This window comes from Neoluteolibacter marinus, from assembly GCF_014904755.1.
In the GTDB taxonomy this organism is placed as follows: Bacteria; Verrucomicrobiota; Verrucomicrobiia; order Verrucomicrobiales; family Akkermansiaceae; genus Haloferula; species Haloferula marina.
The window spans coordinates 1-273 of sequence record NZ_JACZFQ010000264.1 but is presented as its reverse complement, the minus strand read 5'-3'; the positions used below and the strand labels follow the sequence as shown (position 1 = coordinate 273).

1 pseudogene is annotated in these 273 nt (G+C 68.9%); it reads left to right on the top strand.

The window, feature by feature from the left end:
* Nucleotides 1–273, top strand: a pseudogene (locus tag IG178_RS24785) (L-lactate permease); the annotation flags it as partial.

The window sequence follows — 273 nt, the reverse complement described above, 5'->3', positions numbered from 1 at the left end:
GTGCCCTGGAGGCCAAGGACCGCCTGGGCATCGAGCATGCGGACTCCGTCTCCGAGCTGACCCCGGCCCGTGTGTGGATGGCCGTGCTGCCCTATGTCCTGGTGGTCGTGGTCTTCGGCATCGCCAAGCTGTGGACCACAGGGGTCGACATCCCCGCCGCCCTGGCCGCGACCGATGTCAAGATCCCCTGGCCGGGGCTGGACGGCCATCTGGTCAACGCCGCCGGAGAGCCGATCGCTGCGACGGTCTACACCTTCCAGTGGCTGTCCTCGC